At 67.7% G+C, this 554-nt stretch carries 1 protein-coding gene; it reads left to right on the top strand.

What is annotated here, in order from left to right; translation table 11 throughout:
- Positions 1-144: 144 nt before the first annotated feature.
- The coding region (locus DVK05_RS16440) for an MFS transporter (protein WP_121564953.1) at positions 145-554 on the top strand (410 nt) is incomplete at its 3' end.

The raw sequence follows: 554 nt of genomic DNA, 5'->3' as shown, positions 1-554 counted from the left end.
CACGAGGGCTTTACGCTCCAAGAGTGGGTCCGGTCGGCGTCGTCCAGATAGTCGGCGGCCCCCAGACTCGCTCGGCTCCGGCGGCTCCGGCGAGGCCCGCTGGGGCGCGTAGCTTGATACGCCGGAGGGCCGTAGCGGGCGACGATGCGTCCGAACCTCGACACGCGGATTCTCGCGCTCGCGCTGGCTCGGATGGTCGACGCCCTCGCCAACTCGTTTCTGGTCGTCGTCCTCCCGCTGTACATCGGGAGCCAACTGGTGTCGATGCCGTCGTTCGTCGGGACGACGCTTTCTCTCGGGGTCGTCGAGGTACCCCTCTCGACCGAACTCCTCATCGGCGTCGTGCTCTCGCTGTTCGGGTTTCTCAACAGCTTCAGCCAGCCGTTTACGGGGTCGCTGTCGGACCGCACGGGCCGCCGCCGAGTCTTTCTTTTGACCGGCCTCGCGCTCGTCGCCGTCGGGAGCGCCGGCTACCTCGTGTTCACGGCCTACGGCTCGATACTCGTCATGCGTGCGCTCCAGGGTCTCGGCGCGGCGTTCACCATCCCGGTCAC

The sequence above is a fragment of the Halorubrum sp. Atlit-8R genome, from assembly GCF_003666025.1.
Taxonomy (GTDB): Archaea; Halobacteriota; Halobacteria; order Halobacteriales; family Haloferacaceae; genus Halorubrum; species Halorubrum salinarum.
This window is presented reverse-complemented; position numbering and strand designations above follow the sequence as displayed.